Source organism: Klebsiella sp. Q11 (assembly GCF_964241505.1).
In the GTDB taxonomy this organism is placed as follows: Bacteria; Pseudomonadota; Gammaproteobacteria; order Enterobacterales; family Enterobacteriaceae; genus Klebsiella; species Klebsiella michiganensis.
On sequence record NZ_CAXSXW010000005.1, the window covers coordinates 1 to 19443 of the forward strand.

The 19443-nt window shown below is 56.8% G+C and carries 12 protein-coding genes and 1 pseudogene; all 13 read left to right on the plus strand.

Going from position 1 to position 19443, the window contains the following annotated elements:
• A pseudogene (locus ACESQ2_RS09020) lies at nt 1-168 on the plus strand (type VI secretion system contractile sheath large subunit); the annotation flags it as partial.
• Between the two features lie 13 nt (nt 169-181).
• Nucleotides 182-1525 carry a type VI secretion system baseplate subunit TssK gene (tssK, locus tag ACESQ2_RS09025; protein WP_373170315.1) on the plus strand — a complete coding sequence of 448 codons (1344 nt, stop codon included), beginning with the start codon at nt 182-184 and terminating at the stop codon, nt 1523-1525.
• Nucleotides 1522-2187, plus strand: coding sequence for a type VI secretion system protein TssL, short form (tssL, locus tag ACESQ2_RS09030; protein ID WP_014229072.1), 666 nt, complete (start codon nt 1522-1524; stop codon nt 2185-2187). Before tssK ends, tssL begins: the two co-directional genes overlap by 4 nt.
• Nucleotides 2184-3872: an OmpA family protein gene (locus ACESQ2_RS09035; RefSeq protein ID WP_373170316.1), complete on the plus strand. Its 1689-nt coding sequence runs from the start codon at nt 2184-2186 to the stop codon at nt 3870-3872. Before tssL ends, ACESQ2_RS09035 begins: the two co-directional genes overlap by 4 nt.
• A gap of 144 nt (nt 3873-4016) precedes the next feature.
• A complete protein-coding gene (gene hcp / locus ACESQ2_RS09040) occupies nt 4017-4508 on the plus strand; it encodes a type VI secretion system effector Hcp (RefSeq protein ID WP_014229074.1) in 492 nt (163 codons plus the stop codon).
• 246 nt (nt 4509-4754) lie between these two features.
• Nucleotides 4755-7397, plus strand: a complete 2643-nt coding sequence (gene tssH / locus ACESQ2_RS09045) for a type VI secretion system ATPase TssH (RefSeq protein WP_049070116.1) — start codon at nt 4755-4757, stop codon at nt 7395-7397.
• Nucleotides 7394-9766, plus strand: coding sequence for a type VI secretion system Vgr family protein (locus ACESQ2_RS09050; protein WP_373170317.1), 2373 nt, complete (start codon nt 7394-7396; stop codon nt 9764-9766). The genes tssH and ACESQ2_RS09050 overlap by 4 nt, the downstream gene beginning before the upstream one ends.
• An 11-nt stretch (nt 9767-9777) precedes the next feature.
• Entirely contained in the window at nt 9778-10629 is an 852-nt protein-coding gene (locus ACESQ2_RS09055; RefSeq protein ID WP_134896733.1) for a DUF4123 domain-containing protein, read from the plus strand.
• A gap of 13 nt (nt 10630-10642) precedes the next feature.
• Entirely contained in the window at nt 10643-13264 is a 2622-nt protein-coding gene (locus ACESQ2_RS09060) for a T6SS effector BTH_I2691 family protein (protein ID WP_222581891.1), read from the plus strand.
• A 267-nt stretch (nt 13265-13531) separates the two neighbouring features.
• Complete coding sequence (locus ACESQ2_RS09065; protein WP_373170405.1) at nt 13532-14302, plus strand: DUF6708 domain-containing protein; 771 nt, start codon at nt 13532-13534, stop codon at nt 14300-14302.
• Complete coding sequence (locus ACESQ2_RS09070) at nt 14299-14565, plus strand: PAAR domain-containing protein (protein WP_071957396.1); 267 nt, start codon at nt 14299-14301, stop codon at nt 14563-14565. The genes ACESQ2_RS09065 and ACESQ2_RS09070 overlap by 4 nt, the downstream gene beginning before the upstream one ends.
• The gene (locus ACESQ2_RS09075) at nt 14565-15779 is read left to right on the plus strand and encodes a hypothetical protein (RefSeq protein WP_222581887.1); all 1215 of its coding nucleotides are present in this window, start codon (nt 14565-14567) and stop codon (nt 15777-15779) included. The genes ACESQ2_RS09070 and ACESQ2_RS09075 overlap by 1 nt, the downstream gene beginning before the upstream one ends.
• A gap of 85 nt (nt 15780-15864) precedes the next feature.
• Nucleotides 15865-19287 (plus strand): ImcF-related family protein, encoded by a 3423-nt coding sequence (locus tag ACESQ2_RS09080; RefSeq protein ID WP_373170318.1) that lies wholly within the window; start codon nt 15865-15867, stop codon nt 19285-19287.
• Nucleotides 19288-19443 lie beyond the last annotated feature (156 nt).

The following is a 19443-nucleotide window of genomic DNA, read 5'->3' on the forward strand; positions in this document are numbered from 1 at the left end:
GAGCTGCAGGCCTCACACCCGCTGCGCGACGCGAAGGTGGTGGTGGAAGATATCGAGGACAATCCGGGCTTCTTCCGCGTGAAGCTGTACGCGGTGCCGCACTTCCAGGTGGAAGGGATGGACGTGAACCTGTCTCTGGTTTCTCAGATGCCGAAAGCGAAAGCGTAAGGCGGGGGCAGGGATGAAAACAGTACGACCGCTGTGGGGGCGGGGCCAGATGGTTTCCCCTCAACATTTTCAGCAGGAGGCCGCGCAAGCGGCCTGGCACACAGAGTGTGTCGCCCGACTGGGAGCAATACATCCCTGGGGGGTTGCGCGGACGGCTTTTGACGCCGCGCTGCTGAAGCAGGGGAAACTGAAGGCCGACCACCTGTGCGTGCGTTTCGCCGACGGAACGCTCACTGATAGCGATAACGCCGATGCGTTGCCGCCCGTGATGACCTTACCGGAAACAGAAAGCCACGAACTGACGGTGGTTTTGGCGCTGCCCCATGAGTATGAAAACGGCGGCAACTGCCTGCAACCGGAGCAGAAAGCGGAGCGTCCTGTGCGCTGGCGTCTGGCCTGGCGGGAGGTGCGTAACCGCTATGGGGATGACAGCCGCCAGATTGCGGTAATGCAGCCGGAGCTGACGCTGCGTACAGAGGATAACGACAACGGCAATTACCAGACCGTCGCCGTGGCCCGTCTTAAGCGCGACAGCCAGGGAGACTGGTCGCAGGACGCGTCGTTTATCCCGCCGCTGCTGAACGTGCAGGCCAGCCGCTGGCTAACGGAGCAGACCGAATATCTGACGGGTCAGCTACGCGCGCGCCTGCAGCGCCTGATGTCTATGCGCCGGGAGAGCAACGAACGGATGGCCGACTTCGCGGTGGCGGACGTGTCGCTGTTCTGGCTGCTGAATGCGCTCAACAGCGCTGAGCCGGTGCTGAGCCATTTGGTGCGCTATCCGCAGGTGCACCCGGAGCGGCTTTATCAGGCGCTGGCCGGTCTTGCAGGCAGCCTGCTGACGTTTTCTCTTGATCACACCACCGCCGATATTCCGGCCTATCGTCATGAGCAGCTAACGGCGGTCTTCCCGCCGTTGTTTGACCTACTGGGTGTGCTGCTGGAAGCCAGCCTGCCGTCGCGGGTCGTGGCGATTGACATGGTCCGCGATGAACGGCGCAAGCGCTGGCACGCCCGTCTCCGCGATCCGAGACTGCGTGAAGAGGCGGATTTTTATCTTTCGGTACGCTCGCCGCTGCCGGTAGCGCAACTGCTGGAGCAGTTTCCGCTTCAGTGCAAAGCGGGTAGCCCGGATGAAGTCGACAGGGTGGTCAACGGTTCGCAGCCCGGCATTCCTTTGCGCGCGATGAGCCACGTCCCTGCGGCTATCCCGCTGCGCCTGGAAAACCAGTATTTCACCCTTGATATGGCCCATCCGGCGGCGCGGGCGATGCTGCTGGAAGGCAGTTGTGTCTTTTACGTCCCCGGTCTGCTGGGCGATCCGGAACTTGAACTGTTTGCGGTGCTGCGCTCATGAAACAGGACATAAATATCGACGCCCTGATGGCGGACGCGTGGCTGACGGTGACGGAACTGCGGTTCGGCGCAAGACTGGCCGACGGGGAGGGCGACCGCCTGTGGCGACATTGTGTAGATCATATTGAACAGGTGATGGCGAAGCTCGAGGCTGCGGACGTCAGCGAGGCGAGCCGTCGGCATATTCTCTACGCCTGGTGTGCGCTGCTGGATGAGACCGCCAAAGGGCGCGAAGGCGAGGATGATGCCTGCATCGTCTGGTATGACCGTCCGCTGCAGGCGAAATACTTTGGTGCTCTGGACGCCGGAGACGCGTTGTATGAACGGATGCGACAGGTTCTGCGTGAGCCCGCGCCGGATATGGCGGTGCTGACCTGTTTCCACCGGGTGCTGATGCTCGGCTTTAAAGGGTGTTATGCCCTGAATGAACCGGCTCGTGACCAGCTTGTTCGGGTACTGACCGAGCGCGTGCCGCCGTTTGAAACGGACCAGAGCCGTCCCGTACTGGCGGGTATCTCCGGGCGCAGCGGCCTGGCGGACGGGTTACGTCGCTGGCCGGTTTGCATCGGGCTGTCGCTGGTAGCGATCGCCGCGCTGTGGTGGGGTCTGAACCACTGGCTTGATTCCCTGATTGCAACCCTGCTGCCGGGGGCCGGGAAATGAACGTGCGCTATTTGCGCCTGTTATGGCTCTGGGGCGGGATCCTGGCGCTGCTGCTCTGCCTGCTGTTTCTGCCGCTGGCCTCCGGCGGGCGGATTCTGGCCGCTGCGCTGATACTGGCCGCCGTTATCGCCGGGCTGATTTTCGCCGGGCGCAGGCGGGAAGATCCGCTGGTAGATAACGCCTGGCTGGATGAGATACCGGACGCGCCGTATCGCCTGCCGGTGGTGCTGGTCTGCGGTGATATCGCCGGGTGGCCGGAGAGCGGGCCAGTTTACCGCACGGCACGGGGCTGCTGGTTAAACGTCCCGACGGCTGAACTGCAGCAGACGGTACGTATTCTTCTGTGGAAACGCCCGGACCTCGTATCGCAGCTGGCGGTGATGGTCAGCGTCTGTCCGCAGCTGCATCGTGATGAGGCGGCGCTGGCGGCCGGGCTTTATGAGCTGCGCTGGCAGCTGAGCCAGGTGCGGAGCGATTGCCGCCGGGCGGTGCCTTTACTGTTGAACAGTAAGGTGGTGGGGGCGTCTGTTCCACAACCGCTGTGGCAGACAGCGCAGGCCGGGGAGGCCATGCAGGTATGGCTGGCGGACGATGTGCCGTGCAGCACCGGGACATGGCTGGCGCAAAAGGACGGGACGGACCGCCTGGCTGCGCAGGTGAGGATGAATACGCTGGTTCGCCTGACTGAACAAACAATGATGGCCGCGCTGACGGCGGCGTCGGACGATATGCCTCCGGCGGACCCGGCGATGGTGGTATATCACATGACGCCTTCGGGGGCGCCGGTTCTGGCTGATAGCCTGTGGCAGCGCTGGTTGTCTCAACATACTGCCCTGAATTCGCTGCCCGGCTGGCAGCCCGAACCCTCATCAGCGGATGTCACGCTGCCGAATTTTATTCTGCCGCTGTTGCCACTGGGCGCCGGCGTGACGCCGCTCAGCAGAACTTTACGGCGGGCATTCTGCCTGTTCACCCTTGCCGCCATCATCGCACTGTGCGCCAGCGCGTGGAACAACCGCCAGCTGCTGCAGCGGGTGGGGTTCGATATTCAGCATTACGCGCAGATTGCGATGGATGACTACGCCCCGAAAGCCCGCGCCGTGCAGATCCTGCGCGGGGATGCGCTGCAGCTGGATCGGTGGGCGCGCCACGGTGAACCGCTGGAAATGGGGCTCGGCCTGTATCACGGGGAGCATTTGCGCATGCCGGTGCTTGACGCCATTCGTTCCTATGTCCCGCCGCCTCCGCCACTGAAGCCTGCCGAGAAAACCGCGCCGAAAATCATCCGCCTCGACAGCATGTCGCTGTTCGACACCGGCAGGTGGGTGCTGAAGCCCGGCTCGACAAAGCTGCTGGTGAACTCGCTGGTCGGCATTAAAGCGAAGCCCGGCTGGCTGATTGTGGTGGCGGGCCATACCGACAGCACCGGCGACGATAAATCCAACCAGATACTTTCGCTTAAGCGTGCCGAATCGGTGCGCGACTGGATGCGCGACACCGGCGACGTGCCGGAGAGCTGTTTTGCGGTGCAGGGCTACGGCGAGAGCCGACCCGTTGCCCCCAACGACACGGTCGAAGGCCGGGCGCTGAACCGCCGTGTCGAAATCAGTCTGGTGCCGCAGGCGAATGCCTGCCAGCCACCGGGCATGACCCCCGCGCCATCGCAGGATGATGGCGCTTTTTAAAATGATACACACAGTCATTCGGGCTGCCTCGCAGCGGCAACTGAATGCGTCCCCGGAAGCATAGTTCACTATGTGACCGGGGCAAATGAAGGCAGCCAACAAAGAGGCAGCCTGAAGGACGACGTGTATAAATGGAGAAGTAATATGGCAATTCCAGTCTATCTGTGGCTGAAGGACGACGGCGGCGCGGACATCAAAGGTTCCGTGGACGTGAAGGACCGCGAGGGCAGCATCGAGGTGGTGGCGCAGGAGCATAACCTGTACATCCCGACCGACAACAACACCGGGAAGCTGACCGGCACGCGTATCCACACGCCGTTCTTGTTCACCAAGGAAATCGACGCCTCCAGCCCGTACCTGTACAAGGCGGTGACCACCGGCCAGACGCTGAAGTCGGCTGAATTCCGCTGGTACAAAATCAACGACGCCGGTCAGGAAGTGGAGTACTTCAACACGAAGCTTGAGAACGTGAAGGTGGTGAAGGTCAACCCGCTGATGCACGACGTCAAGGACCCGTCCTACGAGAAGCATAACCACCTCGAGCAGATTGAGCTGCGTTACGAAAAAATCACCTGGACCTACAAGGACGGCAACATCATTCATTCCGACAGCTGGAACGAACGCGCCACCGCCTGATGACTCGCCATATTTCACGCTGTAGCGCCGTTGGCTGCATTCGCTTGTCGTCTTGCTACAGCGCGAACTATTTAGAGTCATCCCCTGATGGGCAGTTTCCGCTGCCCGTTTTTGCTGAGCGCCTGAACTGACGGGCGCTCAGCAAAAAAACAATCTGCCTGCCTGACCTGATGCGCTTTGGGTTCCTGAATAACAGGGAACAGCGACGGGCGGTAGCGTGTCCGGAACTGATAAAGAGAAAAGCTCATGGAAAATCCCGCCATTTTGTTACGCCGTCTTAACCCTTACTGCGCCCGTGCGATGGAAGGCGCTGCCACCCTGTGCCAGACCCGGGCGCACGCGGAAATCCTGCCCGAGCACTGGCTGCTGAAACTGCTGGAGCAGGGCGAGGGCGACCTGACGGTACTGGCGCGGCGCTACGAATGGGATATGGACGCGATATGGCAGGATTTGCTGACCTTTATGGATAAGCTCCCCCGTTCGGTGCGCGGCCGCCCGCAGCTTTCAGACGCTATTCAGACTCTGATGCAGGAGGCATGGCTAAGCGCTTCGCTGGCCGGGGAGGAGCATATCCGTAGTATCCACCTGCTGATGGCGCTGGTGGATAAACAGAGTCTGGTGCGCTGCGACGGCCTGTGGCCGCTGCTGACCCTGGCGCAGAGCCAGCTGGCGCGCCTGCGTCCGCTACTGGACGCGCAGTCCGAGGAACGCCCGGAGGTGCAGCAGGAAGCAGAGCTGGCGCAGGGCGACGAGGTGGCGTTTGTCGGCCGTCCGGTTAATGCGGGCGTAAAAGAAGGGGATCTGAATCCGGCCCTGCAGAATGCGCTGGATAAGTTCACCCTCGACGTGACCGCCCGCGCCCGGGACGGCAAAATTGACCCGGTGTTCGGCCGTGATAATGAAATCCGCCAGATGGTGGACATTCTTTCCCGACGCCGCAAGAACAACCCGATACTGGTGGGCGAGCCGGGCGTCGGCAAGACCGCGCTGGTGGAAGGTCTGGCGATCAGAATCGCCGAGGGCAACGTCCCGGATGCGCTGAAACCGGTAAGCGTGCGCACCCTTGACCTCGGCCTGCTGCAGGCCGGAGCGGGGGTGAAGGGAGAATTCGAGCAGCGGCTGAAAAACATTATCGACGCGGTGCAGCAGTCGCCGCTGCCTGTGCTTCTGTTTATTGATGAGGCCCACACCCTTATCGGCGCGGGTAACCAGGCGGGCGGCGCCGATGCGGCTAACCTGCTGAAACCGGCCCTTGCCCGGGGCGAACTCAGAACTATCGCCGCCACAACCTGGAGCGAGTACAAACAGTATTTTGAGCGCGATGCGGCGCTGGAGCGGCGCTTCCAGATGATCAAAGTCGATGAGCCGGACGACGACACCGCCTGCCTGATGCTCAGGGGCCTGAAGTCCCGCTACGCGGAGCATCACGGGGTGCACATCACCGATGAGGCGGTGCGCGCCGCCGTCATCCTCTCCAGACGCTATCTGACCGGACGCCAGCTGCCGGACAAGGCGGTGGATTTACTCGACACCGCCTCCGCCCGCATCCGCATGAGCCTGGATACGGTGCCGGCGCCGCTGACCCGACTGAAGGCGCAGCTCACCGCCCTGGCGATGGAAAAGCAGGCGCTGCTGGAAGATATCGCGGCGGGCAACCACACCCACGGCGAACGCCTGGCGGCCATCGAACAGGACGAAGTCCGTATTATCCTGCAGCTCGATGAGCTGGAAACGCAGTACGGCCAGGAGCTGAAGCTCACGGAAAACCTGCTCGCCTGCCGCGCCGATATCTCCCGCCAGGCGGAAATCGCGGACCTGCAAAACCAGCTTAGTGCCGTGCAGCAGGGGAACCCGCTGCTGGGGCTGGACGTGGATGCGCGCACCGTTGCCACGGTCATCGCCGACTGGACCGGCGTGCCGCTCTCGTCTCTGATGAAGGATGAGCAGACGGAGCTGCTGAGCCTGGAACAGCAGCTCGGTAGACGCGTGGTGGGCCAGGACGCTGCGCTGAACGCCATCGCGCAGCGTCTCCGTGCCAGCAAAACCGGGCTGACGTCGGAGAACGGCCCGCAGGGCGTGTTCCTGCTGACCGGGCCGAGCGGCACCGGCAAGACTGAAACCGCGCTTGCCCTTGCTGACGCGCTGTTCGGCGGTGAGAAATCCTTAATCACTATCAACCTCTCCGAATACCAGGAGCCGCATACCGTCTCCCAGTTGAAAGGCTCTCCTCCGGGCTACGTCGGCTACGGCCAGGGCGGGATCCTCACCGAAGCGGTCAGAAAGCGTCCGTACAGCGTGGTGCTGCTGGACGAAGTGGAGAAGGCGCACCGGGACGTGATGAACCTGTTCTACCAGGTGTTTGACCGGGGTTTTATGCGCGACGGCGAGGGGCGGGAGATCGACTTTCGCAACACGGTTATTCTGATGACCTCTAACCTCGGCAGCGACCACATCATGCAGATGCTGGGCGAACGGCCGGAGGCCACGGAGTCCGACCTGCATGAACTGCTGCGTCCGCTGCTGCGCGACCACTTCCAGCCCGCGCTGCTGGCGCGCTTCCAGACGGTGATCTACCGCCCGCTCACGCGGGACGCGATGCGCACGATTGTCGGAATGAAGCTCAGCCAGGTGAGCAAACGCCTCAGTCGCCACTACGGCATGACCACTACCATCAGCGACAGCCTGTACGACGCTCTGACGGATGCCTGCCTGCTGCCGGATACCGGGGCGCGCAACGTGGACAGCCTGCTCAACCAGCAGATACTGCCGGCGCTGAGCCAGCAGTTGCTGACCCATATGGCGGCGGGGCAGAAGCCGCAGCACCTGATGCTGGGCCGGGATGAAGAGGGGGGGATTGTGATGGAGTTTGGCGCAGGGGCGGGCGTATGAGCGAGATAAAATCCCTGTTGTTCAGCCACAGCCACCATCTGTTAACGGTGCGCGGCTGCAGCGCTCTTCTGGACGTGCTGAGCTTTGAAGGTGAGGAGGCCCTGAGCGAACCGTTCAGATACGTGATTGAGTTCACCAGCGCCGACAAAACCATCACGCCGCAGCAGATGCTGATGCAGGACGCGACCTTCACCCTGCAGGCGCCTGCGGACCAGGGTTTCGGGATTAACATTCAGCAGCCGGTGCGCACGATTCAGGGCGTGGTGACGGCGTTTGAGCGCCTTTCCGCATCCCGCGACGAAACGCACTATTCCCTGACCCTGCAGCCCCGTCTGGCGCTGCTTTCCCGGAGCCACCAGAACCGGATTTACCAGGATATGTCGGTGCCGGATATCGTGGAGCATATCCTGCGTACCCGCCACGCCATGCGCGGGGAGGACTTTGTTTTCACCCTGGCACAGGCGTATCCGCGTCGCGAGCAGGTGATGCAGTACGGCGAGGACGACCTGCGCTTTATCACCCGCCTGCTGGGCGAGGTCGGTATCTGGTTCCGCTTCACCGCCGACACCCGGCTGAACATTGACGTGGTGGAGTTTTACGATGACCAGCGGCACTACGAGCAGGGGCTGGTTCTGCCGTCGGTGCCGCCCTCCGGCCAGCACGACAGCGGTACCGAGTCGGTGTGGGCGCTGAAAAGCCAGCATAACGTGGTGCAGCAGTCGGTGTTCACCCGGGACTACAACTACCGCAACACGCCGGAGGAGATGAGCCAGAGCGCGGACGTGACGTCCGGCGACGTCACCACCTACGGTGAGGCGTATCACTGGGCGGATAACTACCTGGCGCCGGGCAGTGACGGCCAGCGCAACCCGGAGCCGGAGAGCGGGGCGTTTTATGCCCGTCTGCGCCACGAGCTCTACCTGAACGACCAGACCCGGCTGAGCGGCAGGACCAGCAGCGCGGCGCTGGCGCCGGGCCGGGAGCTGAAGGTCACCGGAGGCGCTGAGGTGACGGAGGTTTTCCGCCAGGGCGTGGTGATTACCGGCATCCACAGCCGCGCCCGTCGCGACCGCAGCTATGAGGTGGCGTTTACGGCCATCCCGTTCTCGGAAAATTACGGCTTCCGTCCGCAACCGGGCGACAGGCCGGTCATGGCCGGCACGCTGCCGGCGCGGGTGACCAGTACGAAAACCAACGATATCTACGGCCATATCGACCGCGACGGCCGTTATAAGGTCAACCTGCTGTTTGACCGCGACCACTGGCAGCCGGGGGAAGAGAGTCTGTGGGTACGTCAGGCGCGCCCCTATGCCGGGGACACATACGGCCTGCACCTGCCGCTGCTGGCGGGGACGGAAGTGGCCATCGCTTTTGAGCAGGGAGACCCGGACCGTCCGTATATTGCCGGTGTCCTGCACGACTCGGCGCACCCGGACCCTGTCACCATCCGGAACTATAAGCGCAACGTCCTGCGGACCCCGGCGAACAACAAAATCCGCCTCGACGACGCGCGTGGCAAAGAGCACATCAAGGTCAGCACGGAGTACGGCGGCAAGAGTCAGCTGAACCTGGGGCATCTGGTGGACAGCGAAAAACAGCCTCGCGGGGAGGGGTTTGAGCTGCGGACGGACAGCTACGGAGCGATACGGGCCGGAAAGGGGATCCTTCTGACAACCCAGGCTCAGCCTAAATCAGCCGGGCAGCAACTGAATATGGATGAGATAAAGCGTCAGCTTTCCGATGCCCTCTCTCTCGCTGAATCTCTGTCCGGTTTATTGCAGACGGCTCAGCTTGAGCCCCTGGATAACAGTACCCAGCAGAGTTTTCTGCAACAAAACGTAGATACCCTTAAGCAACCTGTAATTGTTGCGGGTGCGCCCGGCGGGATTGCTCTTTCAACTCCCCGGCATATTCAGCTCAGCGCGAATGGCAGTCAGATAATGACGGCGGGAGGCAATACCGAAGTCTCCTCCTTACGACGAATGGTGCTGGCAGCAAAACGCGGCATGGTGGCGTTTGTACATGAACTGGGTATGAAACTGGTGGCAGCAGCCGGAAGAGTGACAATTCAGGCGCAAACTGATGCGATGGAAATGACGGCGATGAAAGGCATCACCATCACCAGCACCCAGGATGAAATCGTGATCTCCGCACAGAAGAAAATCACCCTTCAGTGTGGCGGCTCTTATCTGACGGTTTCGCCTGACAAAATTGAAAATGGAACTGGTGGGCATTTTTATGTCAAGAGTGCTGGCTTTGATTATGCTGGACCAGCAACCCAACAGGCACCATTTCCAGAGTTTACGGCATGTGAAAATGCTGTAGCTGAGGCCTCAAGTCAGGGTGATGCGACTGTACCGTTAAGCTAAAAGGAAAGGGTATGGAAAATGACTTTTTAAGAGATGCTCTGCCATTAAGTCAGCATGACTTTGCGATTATTGACAGAGTTCAGCATCCTGATATTGATAAATCATGGCCAGTGCTGGAAATGGTTTCCCCCATGCTGAAACCTCAGGCGCATCTTTATCCCTGGTTACTGCCGTTGAAAGAAATGAGTGCTGCTGACTGGAATATGCTTATGACAAATCTGAGGCAGGAAAAAAAACCTGAAATACCTCCGCTATGCACTTTGCTAATCCGAAGCGAACGCACGGTATCTGAAATGCGTAGCGTGCTTATCAAAGCAATGCATTTTACTGATGAAAATCACCGACGTCATATTCTTCGATATTACGATCCCCGTGTGTTGTTCCATCTTTCCTGGATGTTTACATACAGACAGTTAATGGAACTCATCCCTGTCAGACAGTCATCATACTGGACGCTTTGGATTGAAGGTCAATGGCATACTCTGGTATGTCATCCTTCAGAAGTAATGCTCACATCCGTTGAACATGAAACCGTTTTTCCAGCTGCGCGCCTAAAAAACATAGGGTTAATAAATCGAGTGTTAATGGAAATTCCATTTATTACTGATATTGCAGAACGTCGAAACTGTAGTCAGCGTATTGAAAAATTGCTGAGTCGGGGGCTGAGTCTGGGCCTGATACATCACAATGATCTTATTGCCTTTGCCTGTAGTGGCTTGACCCGTGAGCCTGATTTCTGGCGTATTCCAATAATCCAGGAATGGTTAAGGTGTGCAGAAAACACGCCTGAAGTTTTTTCGCGGATGATTAATGGTTTGAGTGATATTGAATGGCAGAAACTTCTGTTACAACAGGAAAGATAAAAGGAAAATAATCATGAGTGAAAATAACCAGGGATGCGGTTTTTGTAGCCGTTACGGGCTACCCATTCTACCTGTACGGCCGGGTATCGCAGATAATCATGATAATATCCCATATTTGCCTGAAAATATCTCACCGTCCATCGCTCCTCGTGGCCGTTCTGCCTATACAGGGCGTTTATTGAGAGAAGGTTACCTTCATGTCTATGATGAAATGATTAATCGATGGCAGGACTACTATGTGACGGAAGAGGGTTATTATTATCCTTTGCCTGGATGTGGTGATGTGCCACCAAGATTGTTAAGTGGTGAAATGAAGCCATGTATTACTAAGCCAGAAGATCTGGCAAAAGCTTCATTAATTACGTTACCTGTAATGCCGCCGCCAATGAAAAACGGCATATTCTGGTTTGCCTGGTCGCAAAACAAATGGACGCCTGCGGTAAGAAAAAAATATGAAGTTCCTGCGGTCCGTCAAAAAATAATGCAAAGATTCGATATGGATGGATGGCTAAGCAGCGGTAATGGGGAAAAGCTATTAGCCCTTTCCCAAGTGACTAAAGTTGTTGCCGAGTATAGCCCAATGTCAGCTTATGCTGAAATTAAGGACTACTCGGCGTCATATTTTCAGCCCCTTCCACTTGCCGCGACCAATTTGATTAAGTCTGCCGAGAAATTAATGCCGGGTAAAGGGGCGATTTTAGTGCTTCCGGATCCAGTGGCAATACTGCAAGAAATTTCATCGCTGCTGTCATATCAAACAACTCGGGATCTTTATGGCAATGAGAAATATATCTGGAAACACTCTTTAGCTTCCACACTGATTGGCTTAAAGGAGTCGATGACCCGTCAGATGGCGCGGGACAAGATTGCAAACGTTGAGTTCACTTCCATGAGTGAGAAACTCGGAACAAAAACACGAGAAGGCCTTGATTTATTACCTTCCCAGGAACTCGCAAAGCAGCGCAATGCTGATTTGGATGCCACACTAAACAGTCGCGTTGAGAAAGAATGGCAGACCTACGCGTCACATTATGATGAAAAACAGCTTGAACAATTTATCAAGGAATTTAATGAAGAAGTTAATTCCTACGATGAATCAGTCGTCGGTCCTACGACAGAGATGTACCTGGAGTGGTTCAAAAGTGAAGTCACCACTGGGTACTTCAAGTGCAATTTTGATGTGGCCGATATTCAGAGTGGGTTCGATTATATACAGACAGTGGGTTATTGCATCGTTGGCATGCAAGATAAGGCATTGACGCTGCGCTATTTCACCCAACAGCTAAAAATGAAGTCTAATGATTACAACAATATCCTGATGCGTGCGCTGGTGTTTAATCAGGACAAACTGTCACAGCGTCTGGGAGCGTTAGTTCAGGATAATAGTAGTTTGTGGGCTCAGCCCTGGAATGGGGTTGCTGATGCTTTTAAAGATACGTTTGACAAGATGCAGGAGGCCGCCGCAGGTTACCTTGGAACCTTTTTGGGAAAAGTCATTGGTCCTGTTTCACAAATTTTACAGGCAGCAGCAAAAAGTCATTTGAGTTATCAATTATTTAGCATGATGGCCGTCATTGACCGACGCGCATTTATTCCTGTAACTCGTATCGGGAGCGAGGCTGATTTTGTGGAGGACGTTGTCAGAGTGCTGGGTAGAAATGCCGGGATTACCGGGGATAGTACTGAAGATGTTCTGCGTATGTACGTCAGATGGGAAGTTCGCCGACTTGGAATTGATGGCGTGCCGCTTACCGGAGCCGGCGAACGCCATTATATTGCCGCTGTTGATATGGATACGTTCAATGAGCTGGCTGCGCTACCGGAAAGTCAACGCGTGTATCGCCTGAGTGAATCCTTACGCACCGATACTGATGTTGACAGGTTATTATTTGCTCGCTGGCAGAACCATATCAACGCGGGATTCAGTTCGATAAAACAAAGCGTGCCTTTGGCGCTCGGGGTGGTCTCAATGGCGTTGCAAACAGCGTCGTTGTGGGTAAGCATGGATTTCAGCCATAAGCCCGTAACCGCAAGTCAGCAGGAAGCCAGAAATCGCTTCTGGGCAGGAACACTGTCACTAACGGGAACAACAGCTGGAACGATAGAGTCGGCGATAGTTCGCTTTAATAAACTGGGTGCGGAGTTTCCCGGTTCAGCGGCGGAAAAAATTGCAAAATGGTTTGCTGCATCCGGACGTTTCCTTGGGGCCGCAGGGGGACTGGTGGCGGCTTATTATGATGCTGTTCATTTTCAGGAAGAATGGAACAGTAAGCGTAAAGGGTTGGCTTTTGCCTATGGAGCGTCGGCGGCATCTGGAACTTACTTGGCTTTCGCGCCGTTTATTAACTGGAAGTGGGTTGGTGACTTATTAATTAGGATCGGTGGAAGATTAGGAGCGCAAACACTTGTTGGTCTTGGTTTAGGTATCGAAGTGACTGCTCTGACTTTAGGGTGGGTAATGGTAGGGATACTTTTGGTCGCGGCATTTTATATTTCCAGGAAACAGACCAATGAGCTGCAGCAATGGCTGGAGAAAACGATGTGGGGAGTAACGCCAGAAGGACTTCCCCCTGAACCTCATCAGACGCTTCAAATTGAAATGCAGAGTCTGAACGATATTACACAGGTAGGATAAAAAATGGATTATGATGGGTTAATGATTAAATATAAGTACCGGGCCTCACCTGTACTGACAGAAGATGAACTCGCTAATCAATTACATCAGAATGAAAAAGTAGACCTGGGTGACAAGAAAGTCATGGATGATGCGGCGGTGATTCATCTCAGCTCGGGTTATATGGAGGTGGTGGATAAGTGGTATGCGGTAAAAGGATTTTTAACCGTACCGTCACTGGCATTACTTGTGCTTTTTGCCTCAGGTGTAATTTATATACCCTGTAATATGTTTGTTCATTTTTTTTTGCAGCAGGATTATGACGGATGGTTTTATGTCATCGGTTTTATTGCTCTTTTTGTGTCAATTCTGGTCTCTTTATTCTGTTATTTAATGCTAAGAGTTGAATGTTTCCGCTGGACGCATTATCCCGTCAGATTTGACAGGAAAAACAGACTGGTGCATGTATTCAGCGTGGACGGGGAGGTTTACAGCGCCCCCTGGGACGACATCTTTTTCACCACCGGCGATTGCGTGACTTATAAATTAACGAAGCGGAAGAATTACGATATTCGCGGACATGTGCTGGCGGAAGATCGCAAAACGGTGCTGAAAACGTTCACGCTGTCGGTTTCCGCTCCGCGGCGTGAAGACTTATACCGCAACTGGGAATTTGTGCGCCGCTATATGGAAGAAGGGCCGGAGGCGGTTGCCGGCGTGCTGAAACTGATGCCGCCGGTGGAGGTATGCCGGGAAGGAATATTTTTTGGCTACTGGTATCTGATGTTCAGCGCCACCTACGGGGCGCCGTTTTTTGTGGTGCCCTTTCTGATGGCGCTGTATCTGACGGCCTGGCCGTTCCGGGTCTTTGCGATGTACACCTGCCGGATCCCGCGCTGGAGTGAGGAGGTGCAGGCCAGCTGCGTGATTGCGCCGGACGATCCCTGGGATATCAGTGCCGCGCAGAATCCCCGTTCACTCTGGCGCTGGATGCTGGGAATGGACAAGTCGCACAGCATGGTGGATAAAAAACGCGCCATGATGGAGGTGAAGAAATGAAAGGCATCGTTCGTATTGGCGATAAAACAACGCATGGTGGTCAGGTGCTGTCCGGTTCCGGGACCATGAAATTTCAGGGGGTGGGTGTGGCGCGTTTAGGCGATGCGGTAAGTTGTCCCATAGAAGGGCATAGTCCATCATATATAGCGGAAGGCCACCCTACTATGAAAGATAATGGCGTACCCGTTGCATTTCATAATTATAAATGTACTTGCGGTTGCACATTAATTACCTCACTAAGCTGCGCTACAACGAGTAAATAATGCCTGTTGATCTCTCTGTGATTCCTCCCGCAACTAAGCGGAAATTACCTCCGTCCGTAAAACGATGGTCGGTTGTTCTGCTTGTCTTCATTGTTTGTGGTGGGCTTTTTACCTCATTGTTGTGGCCCTCACATAGCATAGTACGAGGGGGATTATTCTGGAACTGTTTTATCAGCTTACCATTTATAATATGGTTGTTTATATTTGGTGTTCGCTGGCTATGTTATTTGACATCCGTATGGTTCTCTGATGGCTGGAATCATGAACGGGAAAAAGATATTGAGAATGAAATTCAGCGTGGGCAGCGTTATCTGACGCTGGAAGCTGTATGTACGCATTTACCACACGTTGTAACGTCTGGTGTCATGACGGACCAATTTATAATACCCGGGGGAGTTGAGTTACCCACAGTGGTGGATGAAGTCACGCAAATAGTGAGCTATCAAACCCGTTTTGGCGATGCCAGGTTGCCTCTATCAATCAGAATAGTCAGGGAGCTAACCTTACTTCTTGAGGACGTAACATTACAGACAGCGTTAATGAAATGTAAGGCTTCAAAGCGGTTGACTGTGGTTTTACAGCTCGATAGTGATATTGCATTGGCGTCAGATACTATTTCAGATATTCAGGAGGAAATTAAATTACTTGTGCCTGAGCATGCGCAAGTTTTGTTTTCCTCCCAATTTGGATTGACCGATATTGATAATTGGCTGGATAAACCTCGAACTATAGAAGCTCTATTGATTTTGTCAATCAAATTAAAAACAAAATTACGTAATGGAGAAGGGGAAGCTGCAGTGGCATTGCTTTTAAACGCCACACAAGCCGATTCACAACTGAAAAATTATATAGCTCATATTCACAGGCCGGAAAAAACAACTCATGCAGGACTAAATGCATCAGTGATGCAGTCATTGTTATGGGGGAAGAGCAATCTCGAAAATATCGAATATCTCTGGTTAGCAGGAATGGGGGCGAGAAATAAAGAGAAAACACAGGTTGCTAATAATCTCGGTTTGCCATTGAATGATACAAAGGCGAAGTTGATCGATATTGACATGAAGAGTGGTTTTACGGGGAGTGTATCGCCGTGGCTTGCTATTGCTTTGGCTTCTGGTAATCACAGATATTCCTCACCGCAGCTGATTGTCAGTATGTCTGAACATGATGATTTCTTGTGGTCGTTGGTCGTCAGGCCTCAAGCACAGTTGTAGCTTCGAATTTATTATCCTCGTGTTATTTAAGTTGTAAGTCATTGCTGATGTTTCTCTATCCAGTTATTTTATGTCGGGAGAAAAGGTGAAACGTATTTTACAGGGAATAAAAAACACAACATTTCAGTTGTGGTTTATCTTGTTTGTTCTTTTATGCTTGGGAGTTGCAGCATGCCTTATCCTCAGGAGTGAACCGACTATACTGGGGATTTCTCCAGACTCTATCTGGTTTGAGCGGCTATTTATATTAGCTCTGGTACTAACGGGTGGATTACTGCTCTTTATTATCATTTTTTTTATTACGACATATTTGTTTGGTAAAAACGCTTACCGCCAGGCTAAATTCCTCTCATCTGGAAATAAAACCGATTTTATACAGCATCGAAGTGAGGCAGAATCCTCGACCGTTGCCAGCATTCGGCATTTGAAAGCCCACCTCCGCCGTCGCTACAACCTTTTCTGGCGCAGTCAGGTCCGCCTGCTGCTGGTCTGTGGCGAACCCGCGCACATCGCCGCCATCGCCCCCGGCCTTGCCGAAAAACAGTGGCTTGAAGGCCACCGCACGGTGCTGATTTACGGCGGCAGCCTGTCATCGGCGCCGGACACCGGGCACCTGACCGCCCTGCGTAAGCTGCGCCGCAGCCGTCCGCTGGACGGCATCGTGCTGGCGCTGGATGAGAGACAGACCACCGCCGGTACGCTGGATAACCATCTTCGCGCCCTGGAGCAGGTCGGGGAGGCGCTGCGCTGGCAGCCGCCGGTGTACCTGTGGCAGGTGACTGACAGCGACTGGTCGCAGGATGCGCGCGTCACCCAGACGGTAGGGGCGCTTTTCCCGGCCCGCGCCACGCCGGCGGGGGTGGAGCGCCAGCTCCGCGCTATCCTGCCATCCCTGCGCGAAAGGGGAATGCAGCAGCTGTGCGCCGGGCCGTCGCACGATTTCCTGTTACGTTTCGGCCGGCAGCTGGAGAAACAGGGAATATCCCATTGGAAAACGCTGCTGACGCCGTGGCTGACGGAGCACCTGAAGCGTGTTCCGCTGCGCGGCCTGATGTTCAGCCCGTCGCTGGCCCCTGAGGATAATGCCGCGGGCCATGAACACCGCTGGTCCGCTCCGGCGGTCTGGCAGGGCGTGACGGCGGACTGCGCTCAGGCGCGGGGCGTGCGGGCAGGGATGCCGTGGCAGCGAACGCCGGGCGTCACCCTGCTGACGCTGATTGCCCTGTGGGGGGCAGGCAGCGTGGTCTCCTTTGCCGTTAACCGCCACCATATCGTCAGCGCGGCGGCGCGGGCGCAGCAGCTGGTGAATCATCCCGCGGTTAACGACCCGCAGCTGATGGCGCTGCAGGCTCTGCGTAACGATATCGGGCGCCTGCAGACGCAACAGGCGAATGGCGCTCCCTGGTACCAGCGCTTCGGGCTGGACCACAATGCGCCGCTTTCAGCCGCCCTGATGCCCTGGTACGGCCAGGCCAGTAACCGCCTGATACGCGATGCGGCCATGCAGGCGCTGACGCAGAAACTGACTGTCCTGGCGAACCTGCCGCCGCGCAGCCCGCAGCGCGCCACGTTAGCTAAGGCGGGCTACGATCAGCTGAAAGCATACCTGATGATGGCGCGCCCGGACAAAGCCGACGCTGCCCTGTACGCGCAGGTGATGACAACCACCGCGCCATCCCGGCCGGGACTCTCCCCGGCGCTGTGGCAGAGTATCGCCCCGGACCTTCACGCCTTTTACATGCAGAGCCTGCCGTCGCAGCCTGCCTGGAAAATCACGCCGGACAGGCAGCTGGTCACCCGGGTACGTCAGGTGCTGCTGGAGCAGATTGGCCGGCGCAACGCGGAAAGTACGCTGTATGAGAACATGCTCACCCGGGTGCGCCGCAGCTACGCGGACATGACGCTGGAGGACATGACGCCGCAGACCGACGCCGGTCGCCTGTTCAGCACGCCGGAGTCGGTGCCGGGGATGTTCACCCGCCAGGCGTGGGAGGGCGGGGTTCAGGAAGCCATTGATAACGCCGTGGCGTCCCGGCGCGATGAAATCGACTGGGTGCTGAGCGATAGCCGTAAAACGCTGTCCGGCGACGTCTCCCCGGAGGCGCTGAAGCAGCGCCTGACGGCGCGCTACTTCACCGATTTTGCCGGTGCCTGGCTGAACTTCCTCAACAGTATCCGGCTGAACCCGGCGCACAATATTGCCGACGTCACCGACCAGTTAACGCTGGCCGGGGACGTGCGCCAGTCGCCGCTGATTGCCCTGATGAACACCCTGGCTTACCAGGGGCAGACCGGGCAGCAGAAAGAGGCCATTTCCGCATCGCTGGTGAAATCGGCGAAAAACCTGCTGGGCGGTGATGACCGGCCGGTGATTGACCAGCAGGCCGCCGGACCGGCGGGGCCGCTGGACAGCACCTTCGGGCCGCTGCTGCAGCTTATGGGTAAAAACAGCGCGCAGAGCGTGATGGCGGCGGACAGTTCGCTCAGTTTACAGACTTACCTGACGCGCCTGACCCGCGTGCGCCTCAGGCTCCAGCAGGTGGCAAACGCCGCCGACCCGCAGGCGATGATGCAGCAGCTGGCGCAGACGGTCTTCCAGGGCAAGAGCGTTGACCTGACCGACACGCAGGAGTACGGCAGCCTGGTGGCGGCAAGCCTCGGTGAAGAGTGGAGCGGTTTCGGGCAGACGATGTTTGTTCAGCCGCTGACCCAGGCCTGGGAGACGGTGCTTCAGCCGTCGGCGGCCAGCCTGAACGAAGCGTGGCAGCGCTCAGTTGTCGCGAACTGGAATTCAGCGTTTAAAGGGCGCTACCCCTTTGCTGCCGCGAAGAGCGACGCCTCGCTGCCGATGCTGGCGGCGTTCATCCGCCGCGATACCGGACGTATTGACCGTTTCCTCAGCACGCAGCTGGGCGGCGTTCTGCACAGGGAGGGCAGCACCTGGGTGGCGGACAGAACCCACAGTCAGGGGCTGACGTTCAGCCCGGCCTTCCTGAACGCGGTGAACCAGCTCAGCCAGCTGTCCGACATCCTGTTTACCGACGGCAGCCAGGGTATCAGCTTTGAACTGCAGGGGGTGGCGATGCCGGAAGTGGTGGAAACACAGCTGACGCTTGACGGGCAGAAACTCCACTATTTTAACCAGGTTGCCGACTGGCAGAGCTTCCGCTGGCCGGGGGTAATCAATAAACCGGGGGCGATGCTGACCTGGACGTCGACGGCGGCGGGAACCCGTCTGTATACAAACCACAGTGGTCCGTGGGGCGTTATCCGGATGCTGGAACAGATGCAGCGGCAGAAAGCGGGGGACGGGCTGTACCGGCTGAGCGTCACCGCGCCGGACAGGCGACAGCTTCAGTGGCTGCTGCGTACGGAACTGGGCGACGGACCGCTGGCGCTGCTGAAGCTGCGAAACTTCAGTCTGCCGTCGCAGATATTCAGCGTCGGTGTCCCGGCGCCAGGCCGCACGGATGAATATGAATCTGACGTTGTGGAAGGGAGTGAATAATGATCTCTGTTGATATTCTGCTCGCCAACCGCCGGAGATCCCCCCGGCAACGATGATTTCAAGAAGATGCGTGATGAGGTAAGGGCGCGCAACTTATTGCTTCAATGTTCAATGACACTGATGCGATCTGAGGTTGCAGAAAACACCTATCGCGAT

Bases quoted from the DNA above. Each gene is read 5' to 3' on its own strand.
- tssK (WP_373170315.1), top strand. From the start codon at position 182: ATGAAAACAGTACGACCGCTGTGGGGGCGGGGCCAGATGGTTTCCCCT.
- tssL (WP_014229072.1), top strand. From the start codon at position 1,522: ATGAAACAGGACATAAATATCGACGCCCTGATGGCGGACGCGTGGCTG.
- ACESQ2_RS09035 (WP_373170316.1), top strand. From the start codon at position 2,184: ATGAACGTGCGCTATTTGCGCCTGTTATGGCTCTGGGGCGGGATCCTG.
- hcp (WP_014229074.1), top strand. From the start codon at position 4,017: ATGGCAATTCCAGTCTATCTGTGGCTGAAGGACGACGGCGGCGCGGAC.
- tssH (WP_049070116.1), top strand. From the start codon at position 4,755: ATGGAAAATCCCGCCATTTTGTTACGCCGTCTTAACCCTTACTGCGCC.
- ACESQ2_RS09050 (WP_373170317.1), top strand. From the start codon at position 7,394: ATGAGCGAGATAAAATCCCTGTTGTTCAGCCACAGCCACCATCTGTTA.
- ACESQ2_RS09055 (WP_134896733.1), top strand. From the start codon at position 9,778: ATGGAAAATGACTTTTTAAGAGATGCTCTGCCATTAAGTCAGCATGAC.
- ACESQ2_RS09060 (WP_222581891.1), top strand. From the start codon at position 10,643: ATGAGTGAAAATAACCAGGGATGCGGTTTTTGTAGCCGTTACGGGCTA.
- ACESQ2_RS09065 (WP_373170405.1), top strand. From the start codon at position 13,532: ATGTTTGTTCATTTTTTTTTGCAGCAGGATTATGACGGATGGTTTTAT.
- ACESQ2_RS09070 (WP_071957396.1), top strand. From the start codon at position 14,299: ATGAAAGGCATCGTTCGTATTGGCGATAAAACAACGCATGGTGGTCAG.
- ACESQ2_RS09075 (WP_222581887.1), top strand. From the start codon at position 14,565: ATGCCTGTTGATCTCTCTGTGATTCCTCCCGCAACTAAGCGGAAATTA.